Below are 16,744 nucleotides of genomic sequence, written 5' to 3' on the forward strand. Positions count from 1 at the left end.
CGGTCCGCTACGCACGGGGCGCGGCCTGGTCCAGGGCCGGGCGCAGGTCCGCCCGGCGGCGGATGCCCAGCTTGCGGTAGGTGTGCGTGAGATGGGTCTCCACGGTGCGGCGGGCCAGATGCAGGGCGGCCGCGATCTCCACGTTCGTACGTCCCTCGGCGGCGAGTTCGGCGATCCGCCGCTCGCTGCCGGTGAGGGAGGCGGCGCCGGTACGGCGCCTCGGGGAGCGGGCGCCGCCCTTGCGCAGGATCTCCTCGGTCAGCTCCGACAGCCGTACCGCGCCCTGCCGTTCGGCGTGCTCGGCGGCCTCCCGCAGGCAGTCGCGGGCGCGGGCCCCCTCACCGGCGGCGGTCAGCTGGCGGCCCAGCGCGATCAGCGCGAGCGCCGGCTCGGTGCCGGCCGGGCCGCCGTCCCGCAGCAGCCGCACGGCCTCCTCGGTGAGCTCCAGGCCACGGCGGCCCCCGGTCGCCGTGCCGAGGACGCGCAGCGCCCGGCCGACCGTGCGAGCGGTGCCCCAGACCCGGGCCAGCCGCAGCTCCTCCTCGGCCAGGGCGATGGCCTCCAGCGGGCGGTCCAGAGCGAGCCGGCACTCGGCGGCGGCGGTGCGCCACGGGGTGACCACCGGGCTGATCACGTCCCGGGCCGTCTGGCGGCGCCCGCACTCCAGGAAGTCGTGCAGCGCGGCGGCCGGGTCACCGGCCGCCGCCCGCACCACGCCCCGCGCGTACAGGAACCGGTTCAGCTCCCAGGAGTCCGGCGCCTCCCGCAGGTCGATCCCGGCGACCAGGTCCGCGGCCAGCGCGCCGCGGCCGGTCTCCACGAGCGAGATCAGCACGTGCGCGTCGGCGTTGGACGGCGTCACCGCGTCGGGGACGGCGGCCGGCCGGGTGTGGTCGGCGCGCGCCGCCGCGATGTCCGTACGGCTGTTGAGCAGCGCCTGGTGCATGGGGTGCAGCAGGTCGGGGCGCTGCCCGGCCAGGCCGCGGTCCACCAGCCGGTCGGCCTCGTCGAGTTCGTCGGCCCACTGGGCGACGGTGGCCGCGGTGCCGACCAGGAACGGCTCGGTGAGCGGGTCGGCGGGTTCGGCGAGCAGGGTGCGCAGCTGCCGCATGGCGTCCCGGGCCGAGGTGAGGCCCGCGGAGGCGGCGTGCCGCACCAGCAGGGCCTGGCCGGCCGTGCCGACCAGCTCCGGGGACCGGTCGGCGGTCTCGGACAGCCGCCGGTAGACCTCCTGCCGTACCTCCTGGTCCTGGTCGGACAGGAGGACGGAGGCGGTGTGCAGGGTGCGGACCAGGTCGGGGTGGCCGTCCAGTTCGCCGTTCACCGAGTGGAGCAGTTCGACGGCCTTGCGGGTGCGGCCCCGGCCGGTGAGCGCGGTGCCGAGGGCGACGGCCGCGCGCACCCGGTCCTGCGGTGCCGCGGGCAGCCGGACCGCCTCGGCCAGACGGGGTATCGCGGCGGAGGAGCGGGGCGCCGCGTACTCCAGTGAGCCCAGCTCGGTCAGCAGCCGCTGCCGGCGGTCGTCGGGGAGGGGTTCCTCCAGGGCGCGGCGCAGGTAGGTGACGGCGTCCTCGGAGCGGTCCTCGTAGAGGGCGACGGCGGCCGCGTCCCGGAGCAGGGCCGGTGCCCAGGGGGCGTCCACCGGTCCGGTGGCGAGCAGTTGGCGGGCCACGGCCTCGGCGGGCGCGTCCTGGTGCAGCATCGCCTCGGCGATCGCCCGGTGGGCGGTGCGGCGGCGGGCGGCGGGAACACCGGCGAGGATCGCGTCCCGCAGCAGGGGGTGCGGGAAGTGCGGGCGGCCGTCGGCGCCCAGGGTGAGCAGGCCGAGGTTGGTCATGGCGGTCAGCCAGCCGGCCACCCGGACCGGGTCGGCGTCGGCCAGTTCGGCGAGGAGCGGGGTGATCTCGCTCTCCGGCAGGCCGGTGCCGGGGTCCTCCTCCAGGACGGCGAGGGCACGGGCGACCTCGGTGGTGGCCGGTCCCGCACTGTCCAGCCACCACTGGACGGCGGCCGGGTACGCGCCCGGGTAGAGGGCGGCCGTCGTCTCGGGCACGTCCCGGTGGCGGCTCTCGTCCAGGTCGTCGAGGAGGGCGCCCAGCAGCAGCGGGCTGCCGGCCGCGGCCCGGACACAGGCGTCGACCCAGGACCGGGACGCGCCGGGGAACCCGGCGCGCACCCGGGCGGCGACCGCCGCCGGGGCGAGCGGCGCGAGGGTGTGGGTGCGGACCAGCGCCGGCGGCAGGGTGTGGGTGAAGCCGGGGGCCGGCGGGTCGAGGTCGTACTGGCTGCGTTCGCTGACGACGAGCAGGATCGGTAAGCGGTCTATGTGCCGGGCCGACTCCACGAGCCAGCGGTGCGAGGGGGCGTCGGCGAGGTGGACGTCGTCCACGGCGACGAGGAGCGGCGAGTCGTCGGCGTAGGCGCGCAGCACCCGCCACAGGCCTGCGGCGGTGGAGCGCTCGTCGCCGTCCACCGCGAGGTCGGCGAACTCGGGTACCGGGCCGAGGAGTTGGAGGACGGTCGAGAAGGAGATGGGGGTGTCGCCGGGTGAGCAGCGGGCGCGGAGCACCTTCAGGCCGAGGGAGCTCGCCTGCTCGGCGGCGGCCTCCAGGACGGTGGTGCGTCCGGTTCCGGTGGCGCCCCGGAGAAGCACGAGGCGGCCGCTGCCGGCCAGTGTGCGTTCGGCTTCCTCGGCCAGCAGGTGCATGGCGGCGGCGAGTTCAGGGGACGGCGGGGTCATGCCTGGCTCCTCGCGGTGCGCTGGGTGGGTTCGGGGGGTTAGAGGTGGTGGGAGCGGGAGAGGTTGTGAGACGGCGGGGGTGGGTGGTGGCTTTGTTGCCGGGGCCGCACATTTGATACGGGGCTGTGGATGTGGGCGCGGACCGGTCCGTTCACGGATGCGGGTGCGCGGTGGCTGGTCGCGCAGTTCCCCACGCCCCCAAGACGGTGGGTCCACTGGGCCCGCCTCGAAGGGGCACGGGGAACTGCGCGAACAACCCCCACCGGCCCGCAGCCGCCCACGGCCGCACGAACCCCGAACATCTCGTGGTCGTTCTCGTGGTCCTCCACGATTGTCGTTGCCCCTTTGGCCACAGCAGGCTGGGTACTACCGCCCGTCACCGTTCCCTCGCAGACGACGGGCCCGTGGACATAGGGGAAGCGGTTGGTCAGCAACAGCTCATTCGCGTCGGTCGGCCGCACACCCGTGTCGGTGTACGCGCCGGACCCGATCTCCCGCGAGGGCGCGCTCAGCCAGCTGCGGCGCCACCCGGAGGTCGAGATACGTGAGGAGTCCGAGACCGGGCCCGGCACGGTGGCGCTGCTCATCAGCGACGGACTCGACGAACCCGAACTGACCCGGCTGCGCAGGGTGGTGCGCAGTGAGGGCGCGCGGGCCGTACTCGTGGTCGGCGCGCTGCGCGAGACCGAGCTGCTCGATGTGATCGAGTGCGGGGTCGGGGCCATCGTATGGCGCCACGAGGCCACCGAACTCCGGCTCGTACAGGCCGTGTTGGCGGCGGCCCGGGGTGACGGGGACCTGCCGGCCGACCTGCTCGGCCGGCTCATCAACCAGGTCGGCACCCTGCACCGCAGCGCCGCGGGCCGTCCGGGTGCCCCGGCAGCCGGGCTGTCCGCCCGCGAGGTGGACGTCCTGCGGCTGGTCGCCGAGGGCCTCGACACCGGTGAGATCGCCAGCAAGCTGTCCTACTCCGAGCGCACCGTCAAGAACGTGATGCACGGACTGACCACCCGACTGCACCTGCGCAACCGGGCCCACGCCGTCGCCCATGCCCTCCGGGAAGGCTACATCTGACCGATCGGGCAGTGGACACCGGTTGCGGGGCAGGCCGGTCTGCCCCGCCATGCCTGCGGGCGCGGCCGGGGCGAAGGGCAGGATGGGTGTGTATGCCGAGCGGGCCGCGCGGGTCCATGGGGTGGTGAGTACGGCGTGATCCACGAGGTGGACCAGGTGCTGCGGAACCTGCTGACCGGCGGTGCGCTGGAGGGCTCCGGCATCGAGGTCTCCTTCGACGCGCCGACCCGCGACTGGTCGGCCCGCCGCAACGGCCCCGTGATCAACAGCTACCTGTACGACATCCGGGAGGACGTGCACCGACGTCAGCGCGGGCACGTCGACATCCGCGACGAGCGGGACATCGTGGTCAAGCGCCGCCAGCCGCCCCGCTGGTTCCGGCTGTCGTACCTGGTGACGGCGTGGACCAAGCGGCCCGAGGACGAGCACCGGCTGATCAGCGCGGTGCTCGCGACGCTGATCCCGCGGGAGCTGATCCACCCCTCCGAACTGCCGGGCTCGCTGGCCGCGCTGGGCCTGACGATCCCGCTCTCGTGCGCCGGCATCCAGACCGAGGCGCGCTCCCTCGCCGAGATCTGGTCGGCGCTCGGCGGCGAGCTCAAGCCGTCCCTGGACGTCGTGATCACGGCCCCCTTCCCGGCCTACCCCGAGTACGACGCCGGTCCGCCGGTCACCGAGGGTGCCGCGGTGCGGGTACGCGACGGGATGGACGACACCGCGCCGGTCCTCGAGGAGCGGGCCCACCGGCCCGGCCAGATCGCCGAGGCCGTGGCCGCCCGGAGGGGCCGGGCGTGACCCTGGACGTCTCCGTGGAGCCGGCCGCCGCACTCCTGACCCGGCTGTCCGCGCTGCGCGACCGGGTCGCCGCCCTCGTCGCCCACCGCTCGGCCGACGACCCGACGGCCGACGACCCACTGCGCGGCCTCTACCTCTCCGAGGAAGCGGTACGGCACCTCCTGCGCCCCGAGCCGGAACCGGCCGAACTGCCCGATCTGGCCGACGGTTTCGACGACCCGCTCGCCGCCCTCGCGGCCCGCCTGCGCCTGGCCCCGCTCGACACCACCCTCCTCCTCATCGCCCTCGCCCCCGACCTCGACCGCACCTTCGAGCAGCTGTACGGCTACCTCAACGACGACGTCGGCCGCCGCCGCGCCACCGTCGGCCTCGCCCTCGACCTGTACGGCGCTCCCACGCACCTCGCGGCGGCCCGCGCCCGCTTCCACCCCACCGCCCCGCTCGCCGCACTCGGCCTGCTCACCGTCGAGGAACCCGAACGCCCCTTCCTCAGCCGCTCGTTGCGCGTCCCCGACCGGGTCCTGGCGCACCTCCTCGGCGACGACGCCCCGGACGCGGCGCTGACCGGGCACCTGCGGGAGCCGTCGTACGGCAACGAGCCAGCCGACCCGGAGTTCGTCCGCCGGGTGGCCGCGCGGATCGCCGCCGGTCCGCTCTTCGCCTACCTGCGGGAACGGCGGGAGGGCGAGGGACTCGGCTGCGCGGCGGCCGCGCTGCGGCTCGCGGGGCGGGCGGCGCTGCACTGGACCGGGCCCGAGGAGCGGATCCCCGAACTGCTGCGGGAGGCCCGCCTGAGCGGCCGGGCGATCCTGTTCGACACCGACCAACCGGGCCCGCTGCTGCGGGCGTTGAGCGCCGGCAGCGCGGCGGACGTCAGCGTGCTGGTCACGTCCGCGCGCCCCTACGACCCCCAGTGGTGCGACCACCGCGACCCGCTGGTCCTGGAGGTGCCCTCCCGGCGCGCCGCGGCCCTCGACGCGTGGGCCGCCGTACTGCCCGGCGACCCCGGCTTCGACCTCGCGGCCACCGTCGCCCCGTACCACCTCGGCGGCGAGCGCCTCACCCGGGCGGCCCGCGCCGCGCAGGACCTCGCGGCCTTCGACGGCACCCCGCTGACCGCCGCCCACCTGCGGCTCGGCGCCCGCCAGCAGTCCGCCTCCGGTCTGGAGCAGCACGCCCGCCGGATCCGGCCCGCCGTCGACTGGCGTGACCTGGTGCTGCCCGACCGGCCGCTGACCGAACTGCGGGAACTCGCCCTGCGTGCCCGCCACCGCGACCGGGTGCTCGGCGACTGGCGGCTGAGCGCGGGCGGCGGGCGGGGACGCGGCGTGCTCGGTCTCTTCGCGGGCGAGTCGGGCACCGGCAAGACCCTGTCGGCGGAGGTGGTGGCCGCGGAACTCGGTCTCGACCTCTACGTCGTCCAGCTCTCCTCCGTCGTCGACAAGTACGTCGGCGAGACCGAGAAGAACCTCGAACGCATCTTCACCGAGGCCGACCGCACCGACGCCGTGCTGCTCTTCGACGAGGCCGACGCCGTCTTCGGCAAGCGCTCCGAGGTCAAGGACGCCCACGACCGGTACGCCAACCTGGAGTCCGCCTATCTCCTGCAGCGCCTGGAGGCCTTCGACGGCATCGCGCTGCTCACCACCAACCTGCGCGCCAACATCGACGAGGCCTTCACCCGCCGCCTGGACCTGGTGATCGACTTCCCGTTCCCGGACGAGGAGCAGCGGCTGGCCCTGTGGCGGCACGGCCTGGCGCACGTGCCGAGCGACGAAGGGGTCGAACTGCGGCCCCTGGCGGCCGAGTTCGAGCTCGCCGGTGGTTCCATCCGGAGCGCGGTGGTGACCGCGGCGTACCTCGCGGCGGGCCGGGACGAACGCGTGGGCACGGCGGACCTGCTCGAAGGGGCGCGGCGCGAGTACCGCAAGGCGGGACGGCTGGTGCCGGGCACGTGGGGGTGAGCGCCGGACGGGGGGTGCGCGCCGCCTTTTGTCTGCCGCAGCCGTGATGGCTGGTCCGCAGTTCCTCCCCCAGCCTTCGGCCGGGGGCACCCCCAGCGCCCCGGGCGGGGCGCTGCCCCGGAGGGATGGTCAGTCGCCGGACGGGTGGACGATCAGCCATTCCTGGTCGTCGGTGTTGGAGCAGTAGTACAGGGTGAGGTTGGTGTCGTTGCCGCCGGTGCTGTAGCCCGCGACGTCCAGGCAGAGGTTGTTGCTGGCGAAGTTGCGGATCCAGTAGGCGCCGGAGGGCTGCTTGTCGACCCACCACAGCTGGTTGTCGCCCTTGGTGCCGTCGCACTTGTACTCGGTGATCGGTGCGGACAGCCTGGCCGAGCCGTAGTCGGGCAGGTCCATGCAGAGCTGGTCCTTGGCGTTGCGGATCTGGAAGAGCGCGGCCGAGCCGGGGCCGCCCTTCGGGTACCGCACCTCCAGGTTCCACAGCTGGTTGTCGTTGGTGGTCTCGTCGCAGGTGTACTCGCGCACCGGGCCGTTGCTGGTGCCGTTGCCGTAGCCGGGGATGTCGGCGCACTTCTTGGTGGTCGTGTTGCGGAGCAGGATGTTCGTCGCCGGGACGACCGGCTTCGGGGTCTTCTTCTTCGTCGCCTGCGGGGCCGGCTGCGACTGGCCCCCGCCACCCTGGGGGGCGGGGGAGTCCTTGCCGCCGTTCGCCGGCTGCTGTTCCGCCGGCGTCGGGGAGGGCGCCGGCGCGGCCGCCAGCGGGGCGGCGGCCGTGGGGCTGGGGGCGATGCTGCTCACCGCGGCCTCCACGGGCTGCTCCTGGGCGAGGGTTCCGACCCGCGGCTTGTAGTTGAACCAGATCAGGGCGAACGTGACGGCGAGGGCCAGCAGGGTGCCGAAGAGGGTGGCCAGCCAGCGGGGCAGGAAGCCGCGCTGGATGTAGGTGCCGTCCACAGGCTGTGGATTGACGCCGGACCGCTGGACGGTGAGGGCGTACGGCCGCTGCTCCTTGGGCCCGAACCAGATGATCCGCCGGGGCTTGAGGGTGGCCTTGACGAAGGCGGCGCGGCCCGGCTCGATCTGGACGTTGCTGGGGTGCAGGTCGTAGGCGAGCTGGTCGCCGTTGTCGTTGCCGCTGACCGAGGCGGTCAGCTTCGTGTTGCCGAGGTTGTCGATGGCCAGCTGGGGGCGGCCCCGGAACCGGCCCTTGACGGTGGGCGGCACGAGTTCGGCGCGGATCTCGGTGAAGGGCGTGATGGTGAGGTTGCCCTCGGGGACGGTGACGGCCTCGGGGTGCTCGGTGGGTGTGATGCGGACCGCGTACGGGTTGGGACCGGCGGTGGCGTCCGGGGTGCGGGGCGGGGCGAAGGTCAGCTCCACCGTCCCGGTGGTGCCGGGGTAGAGCCGGAGAGTGGCGGGCTCGACGGTGGTCCAGGGCGCGATGGGCCCGACCGGTTCGAAGCGGTACTCGTCGACGACGTCACCGGTGTTGCGCAGCCGCAGGCGTACACGGGTCGAGGCGCCCGGGTCCACGGTCGCGGACGCCGGTTCGAGCGAGGTCCACAGCGTCATGGGATCACCGTCAGCTTGAAGGCTTCGAGCCACAGCGTGTTGTCGAGGGTGCCGACGAAATCGAGGGCGTTGTTGTCGCTGCGGGGCCCCTTGCACCACTGGTCGCCCCAGTCGTGGTCGCGGACCTTCGCGCTGCTGCAGCTCTGGCCGTTGCCGACGTTGAAGGCGAAGCCCTCGATGTAGGGGTCGGATGCCTTCGTGCTGCCGATGTAGTTGTCCTTGCCGTCCGCGATGATCGCCGTCCAGTTCGGGTACCACGTGCCCTGGCCGCTGGTGGACCGGGGGTCGAAGTGGAACCAGTTGGCGGCGGAGCCCTGGACGCCGTACACGGCGAGGTTGATGGCCTTGATCGGCAGGTTCTTGCCGACGGTGCCGGACATGGTGCCGTCGCAGACGGGCTTCTGCCAGCCGGTGCCCTGGACGTAGGAGCGGTAGCAGATGTGCCGGCCGGCCGGGTCGTCGGCCGCGAGGCGGTTGACGGCGGTCGCCGCGGTGTCCTGCTTGGGCTTGGCGGTCACGGTGGCCGTCGCGCCCCCGCCGCCCCCGCCGCCTCCGCTCCCCCCGCCGCTGCCGTTCCCGGTGTCCGCCGGGGGCGCCGACGACGGCGTCTCGGTGGGGGCCGGCGGCGGCGTCGGGGTGACGGACGGGCTGGGCGCGATGCTGCTCACCGCGGCTTCCACGGGCTGTTCCTGGGCGAGGCTCTGCACGTGGGGCTTGTAGTTGAACCAGATCAGGGCGAACGTGACGGCGAGCGCCAGCAGGGTGCCGAAGAGGGTGGCCAGCCAGCGGGGCAGGAAGCCGCGTTGGATGTACGTCCCGTCGACGGGCTCCGGCTGCACCCCCGACCGCTGCACGACGAGCCGGTAGGGCCGCTGCTGCTTCGGCCCGAACCAGATGATCCGCCGGGGCTTGAGGGTGGCGTTCACGAAGGCGGCGCGGCCCGGCTCGATCTGCACGTTGCTGGGGTGCAGGTCGTAGGCGAGCTGGTCGCCGTTGTCGTTGCCGCTGACCGAGGCGGTCAGCTTCGTGTTGCCGAGGTTGTCGATCGCCAGCTTCGGGCGGCCCCGGAACCGGCCCTTGACGGTGGGCGGGACCAGCTCCGCGCGCAGCTCGCTGAAGGGCGTGATGGTGAGGTTGCCCTCGGGGACGGTGACGGCCTCGGGGTGCTCGGTGGGTGTGATGCGGACCGCGTACGGGTTCGGGCCCGCGGTGGCGTCCGGGGTGCGGGGCGGGGCGAAGGTCAGCTCCACCGTCCCGGTGGTGCCGGGGTAGAGCCGGAGCGTGGCGGGCTCGACGGTCGTCCAGGGCGCGATGGGGCCCACCGGTTCGAAGCGGTACTCGTCGACGACGTCACCGGTGTTGCGCAGCCGCAGGCGTACACGGGTCGAGGCGCCCGGGTCCACGGTCGCGGACGAGGGTTCCAGAGAGGTCCACAGGCTCACCGTTCGGACGCTAGTTGCCGTGGCCGGGGCGGCGCAGGAGGCGTCGGGGCAGCTCCGGTGCCCCAAGAGGCAGTGCTCGGCCGACCTCCGGCCGCCTGCACGACCTACCCGGTCGGGAACATGTGGTTCCAGTACATGTTCCCGACGCGTCGCTGGAGCTTGTCGCGCAGCGACAGGGCGAACCGGCCCTTACCGGTCCTCTCGTCGTACTTCGGGTCGCTCAGCTCGGTCTCGATCGCACGCAACAGGTTCTGCTGGGAGGCACCGCCGTGCGCCGCGACGTAACGGGTCATCGACCGCCACGGGTTGCCCAGCGGGGTGAACGGCCGGGTCTCCTCGTTGGCCTCGGCCTGCTCCCTGGCCCGGCTCGACAGGCTGTTGTCGGCGTCCGTGTACTCGAGGCGCATCTCGTCCGCGAACAGGTTCTCGTTCACCAGGATGTTGTGGTACTCCACCAGCGCCCGCTTGGCCCCGGCCATGTCGATGTCGAACCCGGCCTGGGCCTGCCGCAGATGGCCCATCTCGTGCTGGACGACCTGGTCGAAGGTGAACTTGGCGGGCGGGTCGGCGTTGACCAGGATGATGCCGGACTCCCGCAGGTAGCCGCCACCGCCGGCCTGCTCGACCACCACGCTGGCAGGGGTGTTGCCGTCCTCGTAGTTGTTGAGCGACTGCACGCTCTCGTCCAGTTCGGCGCCGGTCAGTCCGACGACGTACCCCTCCTCGTAGTCCCGGAACCTCCGGCTGGCGGGTATGCCGTTCGGCACCTTGACCAGCTTGACGGTGCCCTCCTCGATGCCCAGTTTCTCGGACACGCCCTGCACGAACCCGGGACTCAGCACGCGCTGCACCGCCACCGGGCCGGGACCTTCCGGCACCGGGGCGGGGACGGCGCTCGACCCGGTGCTCGCCGGCTGCCGCTGCACCTGGGGCGCCGGCCCGCTCATCACGTGCCGCGCCTTGCTCACCGCGTGCCGTTCACCGGAGTCGTTCACGTCGGACACGCTGACCCCGGCGCCGGTGTCCGTACCGGGGACGGGACCCTTCAACTGATCCTCGTAGTGCGTCAGTTCGTGGGCCCAGTCCTCCTTCGTCATGGAGTCGCCGACCACGATGTTGGGGCCCGTGGTGTAGGCCTTGGCACCGAGTTCCTGCGCCGACTCCCGGGCCAGGGGGCCCGTGTGCACCCGCACGCCGCTGAAGTCCGCGCCGTCGAAACGGCTCTCCATCTCCGACTGCAGTGCCTGGTCCATGCTCCGGCCGGGGGACTCGATCACCCTGTGCACCAGGGCCCGGCGCTGCACCGCGGGTCCGTGGCCGCAGGCCGCGTCGTGTTCGTGGAGTTCCTCGCCCGCCGCCTGCCGCTGCACCGCCGGCAGGTGGCCGCAGCTCGCGTCGTGCCGGTGGCGCGAGGCCTCGACGGTGCGGGCCACCGCGGCGTTGCCCGCCGTCCGCTGGAGGGCGAGCAGCCCGGCGGCGGTCCCGGTCGCGGCCGCACGGTCCGCGTCGGCGGCCGCGTCACGGGCCGCCGGGCGGCGGGTCGCCTGCGGTCGGCCGGCCTGACTGTGTTCCTCCTGTGCGTGCATGAACTACCTTTCGGCGATGGACCCTCGACCACAACTACGAGTGCCGGGGCGGGTCGGGCAAGGGGCGTTCGGGCAGTCTCGGGGGCAGCGTCCTCAGGACTCCCCGTCCGCCGCCGCCAGCACCTGGTGCGGGTCCGCCGGCGCGTGACCGCCCGGCGCGGCGGCGGCCATGCGCCGTACCGCGGGCTCCGGCATCCGGATCACCACCGGGTACGTGAGGGTGTGGTCCTGCACGCCGACCGCCCGTGCCGGATCGCGCAGCGCCCCGGTGTGCCGGTGCCGAACCCGGGCCACGGCCCGCACCTGCAGGGTGAACTGCACCAGCATCGAGGCGGCCTTCGGCTTCCGCAGCGGCACCGTGCCGGAGGCGTTGCCCGCGGCGTCGGTCGGACCACCGTCGCGGCCGTACGTGACGGGGACGTTGTTCATGCCCGAGTAGTCGGCGCGGACCGGGCCCTCGCCGCCCATGAACCGCGCGGCACGGCCGTGGTGGGCCGCGTGCTGTGTCTCGCCGGCCGCGGACCGCCCCTCGGGGCCGCTCTGCGCGACCGCTTCGAACGTCATCTTGTCGCCCCTGCCGAGGATCTCGCCGTCACGCAGCCGCGCGTGCAGCGAACAGGAGATGTCCTGGCCCTCGACGCCGGACACGTGCACCGGCGGCAGCTGCGCACCGGCCGACACCAGGAGCGGCAGCGCCGCCGTGAGCCACTCGGTGGACACCGCTTCCTGCTGTGCGTAGTGCGCCGCGTTGCCCGCCTTCCGGAAGCCGCCGCCGACGTGCGCCTGGGCCATGGCCCGGCCGATCAGCTCCCGGATCTGCGGCGCGCCCCGGAATCCGTTGACCTGCGACTCCAGGGGCAGTTCGGTGCCGTCGGCACGCCATGCGGCCAGGGCGTCCGGAGCGGCGTCGCGGACCGGGGCCGTGCTGCCCCTGGCGGGTCCCGCACTCCGCTCCGGCCGGGCCCGGGCGACGGCCTTCAGGTCGTTGTCCAGCGCGCGGTGCAGGAAGGACCCGTCGAGGGCCACGGACGCCAGCCGTCCCTCTGCGGAGCGCAGTTCGAGTTCCGCCTGGAAGGGGATCGTCATGTTCACCGAGTTGGCCTCGGTGTCCACGATGGTGCGCAGACCGGTCTGGGTCCGGGCGGCCGCTGACTGCCGCGTCGACGTGGTCTTCCCGACGCCGGGGCCCGCGACGGCTCCCGCGCTGCCGACCACGTCGTCGTGCGGCTTGCCCGCACCGGTCAGCGAGGCGTCGACCCCACTGGCGAGGCTCTCCTGGCTGCTGGTCGCGCGCTGTGAGTACGCGACCGTCGCGAACTCCATCTCCCGGTCGTTGCCGGACGGACCGGCCACCGTGCCGGGCCCGGTGCGGCGGATGTGGAAGACGGCCCAGTACGAGGCGGCCCGGCGGCCGGGGACGGAACTGTTGCGCAGCAGCTCGACGGGGACGCCACCGTCCATGGCCCCGGCGAGCAGGCCCACCGCGCCGTCCTGGTCCAGCACCCGCAGCAGCCGCTGCACGTTCTCGAACCGGTCGTCCAGCGCGCGCCGCGGCAGGAGGTCCTCCGCCAGCCCCCGGTCCCGCACCGCCGCCCGCAGCCGTCCGAGCAGGGGCACGAAGTCGGGCATGTCGTCGACCAGGCCGGCGCCCAGCGCAAGGTGCGCGGCGAGCGCCGGTACGCCGGACACGTCCCGCGGTGCCGGATCCGCGGCGACCTGCGGTTCCCCGCTGCCGGACCCCTCCGCCGCGCGCTCGGGGAGCTTGCCCTTCGCGCCCTTGGCACCCTTCGTGCTCTTCGTGTCCTGCGGGTCCTTCGCGTCCTTCCCGTCCTGCGGCGCGGGCCCCCACTTGGCCGCGGTCTCCGCCAGCGCCCGCTCCTGCTCCCGGGCCCGTTCCTCCGGCGTGCGCAGGCCCGCCTTCCGCAACTGCGGCTCGGTGAGCCAGAGTCCGACGACGCCCGGCACCGTCAGCCGCTGCGACATCGCGTACGGACCGCGGCCGTTCACCGCGACCTCGGCCACCATCCAGGCGGACAGGTCGCACTGGACGAGGTAGAGCGGCCTGGACCGCGGATGGACGGAGTTGCGTTCGATCGTGCCGCCGGTCGTCGACGTGTCGGTGGTGGTCGTGGACTCGCCGAAGGCGGGCGACACGCTCTCGGCCAGCGTCCAGCCCTCGCCGCGCTCCGACCCGGTGCCGTTGAAGGTCACCGCCCTGCTCTTCGTCGACGCGTGCTGCCCCGACGCCTGATGGCCGCCCAGCACCATGTTCTCCACGCCGGCCCCGCCCACCCCGCTCTGCTCCGGCCTGCGATGCAGGACCCGCGGGTTGGTGAGGGCCAGCCGGGTGCCGACCGCGCCGTTCAGCGCGGCCGCGCGCCTGGCGTGACGCAGGTCGCCGACCACCCAGCCGGTGCGGGTCGCCTGCCGCAGGGCCGCGGTGACGGACTCCGGGCCGAGCCGCTCCTCCAGCGCGAGGCGCGGGGCGAGACCCTCCGTCTGGTATGCGGTGTCCCCCGGCCGGTCCCGGTCACCCTTGCGCGCGGCCAGGGCGAGCAGCTGGAAGGCCAGTTGCTGCAGTTGCCTGCCGTCACCGACGGTCTCCACGAAGTCCCAGTCCCGTACCTGCCGTTCGGTGTCCTGCCCGGGGGCCCGGGTGAGCAGGTCGTGGATGCCGGTGGCCTGGGAGGCGAGGTGGAACCGGGCGGCCCTGGACCGCCGGCCGGCCGTCCTGCGGTGTTCGTCGGCGCCCACGGTGAGCGCGGCAGGCGTGCTCAGCTCCACGTCCTGCCCCTCCGCACTCCCGTCGAAGTGCTGCGGCACGGCGGCGTCGAGGTCGCCCAGCGAGGCGACGGTCCGGGCGTCGGGCTGATCGCGGCCCGGGGCGCCGGTGGTGAGGGAGCGTTTCAGGGTCCGCTCCCGGGTGGTCATGGTGACCTTGGCGTCGAGCATCAGCCGGGTACCGAACGTACTCGTCCGCACGTCACCGCTGTTGAGCGAGTCGCCCCGGACCGCGGGACCGCCCTGGACGCGGCGCGCGCTCTCCACCGCGGCGTTGGCGGTGACGCCGAACGACAGCGCGCCCGGCAGCACAGTGGCGTTCGCGCTGCCCTGCACGCCGGCCCGGCGGGCGGTGGCGCGGCCGGTCTGCCCGCCGGAGGCGACGCCCGAACTGCTGCGCACCAGCCAGTTGTCGGTGTCGCCGAGGTAGGTGAGCGCGCCGATCCGCCCGCGTACCCGGATCTGCACGTCGTGCGAGTGCAGCGTGGACTTCCGGCGCAGCCGGACCGGGATGCCGGCCCCCAGGAGCTGGTTCTTCTTCGCCCGCAGGTTGGTCTCCGAGAGCACGGTGACCAGTTCGCGGTAGTTGCGCATGCGCGCCTCGGACTCGTCCCGGTCCGGGGTCCGCCCCGGCTGCCGGTCGCCGGTGGCGAAGTCCGGGAGGTAGCCGGCCAGCTCCGGCCGCGACGCGAACAGCCCCTCCAGCGCGTCGACGAGGGGGCGCACGTCCAGGTGGGTGAGGGAGACGCTGTTGCCGACGGCACCGAACGGCAGGTGCCGTTCGGTCTCGCGCTCGGTCCCGTCGGGCGCGGTCTCGGTGGGCTTGCGGTGCAGGGGCCCGGCCTGCACGCCCTCCGGCAGCGGCAGCCCGATGTGCTGGGCCTCCTGGGCGTTCAGGCTGACCCAGCTGTCCAGTGTGTGCTCGGCCGTGCGCTGTGCGGGGTGCAGCCGCTGTGCGGGGGAAGCGGGCCCCAGCCCCTGTACGGTCAGCCGGACCCGGCCCAGGTAGAGCACCTTGTCGCCGCGGATCTCGGCGCCCTTCCGGGTGGCCACCGTCTGGTCGGACGACGAGAACCGGGCGCTCTTCAGAGCGACGGAGCCCATGCCCTGGAACCGGACGACCGGTGTGCCGGGGGGGCCGAAGGCGACCGCGGGTCCGGCCCCGGCCATGGCGCTGCCGCCCTTCGCGCCGGTACGGCCCGCGCCGTGCGCGCCCTGCTGGTGGGTGCGCAGCTGGGTCTGCCCCGCCCCCCAGCCGGGGGTCAGGGACACGATGTCGGCGCGCATCCGGTACGAACTGGCGGCGCTGCCGTCCTTGGCCGGCAGGTCCTCGCCGGCCACCCAGCCCGCGAGGAGCCGGGGCAGGTCCTGCAGCACGGTCGTGCCGGAGGTGGCCGCGAACAGCCGGGCCCGGCCGGGCGCGCCGGGCGCGGTCACCCAGGGGGCGAGCACGGACGCGACCGTGTCGAACAGGCCGCCTCCGCCGCCGTGCGGGCTGCCGGGGTCCTCCACGGCCATCGCCGCCATGGACACGGCCTGCCGTACGGCGGTGGCCTGCTCCTCGCTCAGCTCCGGTCCGGGGACGGGCCGTACGGTGCCGTGCGGCACCAGGTGCTCGTGCGGGACGCGCATGACGAGGCTGCCGTCGCCGCTCGCGAGGTGCCGGCCCCGCGCGCCGTGCTGTTTGATCCGCACGACGAAGCGCACCCGGCGCCGCGCCGTCACCGTGCCGCCGCCGCTGCGGAAGGTGCGGGGCTCGGACACGGTGCGCGTGGAGTGCGTGTCGTGGCTGGAGGTCAGGGCGGCTCCGGCGGCGAGCTGCGCGCCGCCCAGGACACCGGGCGCGGGGGTCGGGGCGAGGACGGTGCCGGAGGCGGCGGCACCCCACTGGCGGGCGCGGACCGTGTCGGCGGCCACCGTGCCGGCCGAGTTGTGCAGGTGGTCGACCTTGGTGTCGGCGTCCTCGCCCTGGGCACTGGCTGCGAACGACAGCCCGGCCGTGTCCTCCGCGTCCCGCGGCGCGATGGAGACCGTGACGTCGTACGCCGCCCCGTTCGCCCCGCGCACGGCGAAGGCCCGCCCGCGGCCGTAGAAGGTCTCGGGCCGCCCCGCCAGCTCCTGCCCGATCGCCTCCACGTCGGCGCCGTCCTGCCCGGTGACCCGGGTGACCTCGGCGGTGACGAACGGGTGGCCGGTCAGCCCGGAGGCGGTGGACAGGCCCGCCGAGGTCATCGCGGTCAGGTACGGGGGAAGCGTGAGCGGCCGCTGCTGCCGGGCCGCGGTGGGGACGGGCGGCGGAGTGCGGGTCGGGGCGGGCGGCCTGCCGCCGTCGAGCAGGCCGGCCACGGCGGCGTTCCCCGCGGTGCTCTGCAGGTTCCGCATCTCGACGGCGGCCGGGGGCCGTCCGCCCCGCGCGCCCGGCGGCAACGGCTGCCGGCCGCCGGCGGTGTCGTCCCTGCCCTGCCCGGTGCGCTTCGCCACGGCCGCGCCCGGCCCGCCGTCGCCCGGCACCGGCTCCCGTGTCCGCCGCATCCCGCGCACTCCCGTCCCGGGGGGACCCGGGGTCCCGTCCGCGTCGTCCTGGTGGCGCGTGCGGGCGCCCGTGACGGGACGCCTCCCGTCTGGCCGTGCAGGGTAGCGCGTGAACGGGACGGGTCCACAAGAGGTCGGACGCGGAACCCACCGGTGAACAATGGGTGGTTGAGGCGCTCCCGGCCCGTGGCCGGTGGCGTGCGGCGGGTGGCTGCCCCCAGGGGTTGCCCTTGGGGGCAACAGATGTGCCCGGGCCCGGGC

8 protein-coding genes are annotated in these 16,744 nt (G+C 74.4%); 3 read left to right on the forward strand and 5 right to left on the reverse strand.

Annotated features, from left to right (window positions below; genetic code table 11):
* Positions 1 to 7: 7 nt before the first annotated feature.
* Entirely contained in the window at positions 8 to 2,740 is a 2,733-nt protein-coding gene (locus AB0472_RS06770) for a LuxR C-terminal-related transcriptional regulator (protein ID WP_366353989.1), read from the reverse strand.
* A 465-nt stretch (positions 2,741 to 3,205) separates the two neighbouring features.
* On the opposite strand from AB0472_RS06770, the gene AB0472_RS06775 reads away from it, so the two are divergent.
* The 3 genes from AB0472_RS06775 to AB0472_RS06785 all read left to right on the forward strand — a co-directional run bounded on the left by AB0472_RS06775 (position 3,206) and on the right by AB0472_RS06785 (position 6,573).
* Positions 3,206 to 3,814, forward strand: coding sequence for a response regulator transcription factor (locus AB0472_RS06775; protein WP_366354078.1), 609 nt, complete (start codon positions 3,206 to 3,208; stop codon positions 3,812 to 3,814).
* Between the two features lie 135 nt (positions 3,815 to 3,949).
* A complete protein-coding gene (locus tag AB0472_RS06780; RefSeq protein ID WP_366353991.1) occupies positions 3,950 to 4,609 on the forward strand; it encodes a DUF4255 domain-containing protein in 660 nt (219 codons plus the stop codon).
* Positions 4,606 to 6,573, forward strand: a complete 1,968-nt coding sequence (locus AB0472_RS06785) for an ATP-binding protein (RefSeq protein ID WP_366353993.1) — start codon at positions 4,606 to 4,608, stop codon at positions 6,571 to 6,573. The genes AB0472_RS06780 and AB0472_RS06785 overlap by 4 nt, the downstream gene beginning before the upstream one ends.
* A gap of 129 nt (positions 6,574 to 6,702) precedes the next feature.
* Here the strand turns inward: AB0472_RS06785 and AB0472_RS06790 are convergent, their stop codons facing one another.
* The 4 genes from AB0472_RS06790 to AB0472_RS06805 form a co-directional block, all read right to left on the reverse strand.
* Positions 6,703 to 8,142: an RICIN domain-containing protein gene (locus tag AB0472_RS06790; protein ID WP_366353995.1), complete on the reverse strand. Its 1,440-nt coding sequence runs from the start codon at positions 8,140 to 8,142 to the stop codon at positions 6,703 to 6,705.
* Complete coding sequence (locus AB0472_RS06795) at positions 8,139 to 9,584, reverse strand: hydrolase (RefSeq protein ID WP_366353997.1); 1,446 nt, start codon at positions 9,582 to 9,584, stop codon at positions 8,139 to 8,141. Before AB0472_RS06795 ends, AB0472_RS06790 begins: the two co-directional genes overlap by 4 nt.
* Before the next feature lie 104 nt (positions 9,585 to 9,688).
* A complete protein-coding gene (locus AB0472_RS06800) occupies positions 9,689 to 11,170 on the reverse strand; it encodes a DUF4157 domain-containing protein (protein WP_366353999.1) in 1,482 nt (493 codons plus the stop codon).
* Positions 11,171 to 11,263: 93 nt separating this feature from the next.
* Positions 11,264 to 16,483, reverse strand: coding sequence for a hypothetical protein (locus AB0472_RS06805; protein ID WP_366354001.1), 5,220 nt, complete (start codon positions 16,481 to 16,483; stop codon positions 11,264 to 11,266).
* Positions 16,484 to 16,744: the final 261 nt, after the last annotated feature.

Source organism: Streptomyces sp. NPDC086777, from assembly GCF_040702065.1.
In the GTDB taxonomy this organism is placed as follows: domain Bacteria; phylum Actinomycetota; class Actinomycetes; order Streptomycetales; family Streptomycetaceae; genus Streptomyces.

What these genes read in the sequence shown, in the direction of transcription:
- AB0472_RS06770 (WP_366353989.1), bottom strand. Translation starts at nt 2,740, where the DNA reads ATGACCCCGCCGTCCCCTGAACTCGCCGCCGCCATGCACCTGCTGGCC.
- AB0472_RS06790 (WP_366353995.1), bottom strand. Translation starts at nt 8,142, where the DNA reads ATGACGCTGTGGACCTCGCTCGAACCGGCGTCCGCGACCGTGGACCCG.
- AB0472_RS06800 (WP_366353999.1), bottom strand. Translation starts at nt 11,170, where the DNA reads ATGCACGCACAGGAGGAACACAGTCAGGCCGGCCGACCGCAGGCGACC.
- AB0472_RS06805 (WP_366354001.1), bottom strand. Translation starts at nt 16,483, where the DNA reads ATGCGGCGGACACGGGAGCCGGTGCCGGGCGACGGCGGGCCGGGCGCG.